This is a genomic window from Phormidium sp. CCY1219 (assembly GCF_035615515.1).
Lineage (GTDB): Bacteria > Cyanobacteriota > Cyanobacteriia > Cyanobacteriales > Laspinemataceae > CCY1219.
The window spans coordinates 1-352 of sequence record NZ_JAJENT010000731.1; the positions used below are offsets into that span (position 1 = coordinate 1).

The following is a 352-nucleotide window of genomic DNA, read 5'->3' on the forward strand; positions in this document are numbered from 1 at the left end:
CGTTTTCCCCATTTGGTTAATTTCCAATATAGTAATTCATCCATTTGAGAAAAGACTTCCTTGGATACTACTGTTGAATAGTAGTTGCTCCACCCTCTAATGACCGGGTTGAGGCGTCTTATTAACCCCTCTTGCGGTGCTGCGCTGTGGGAGTCTACTATCCCTTTCAGTTTTTTGTAGTGGGTTTTGATGGCTTGATTGCTAGGTTTGATGATAGTTTTGAAGCCTAGTGGATTACTGTGTGTGTCTTTCCCAGTTTTGTATTTTCCAACTGTATATTGTCGGATGTTGAAGCCGAGAAAGTCAAACCCTGGATTATCCCCTTCTAAAGTGTGGGTGATATGAGTTTTGG

General features: G+C 41.8%; 1 protein-coding gene. It reads right to left on the reverse strand.

The genetic code is table 11. The annotated features are described in order from the left end of the window. Positions 1–352: group II intron maturase-specific domain-containing protein (locus tag LKK83_RS22015; RefSeq protein WP_324633504.1), on the reverse strand; the 352-nt coding region annotated here is incomplete at both ends.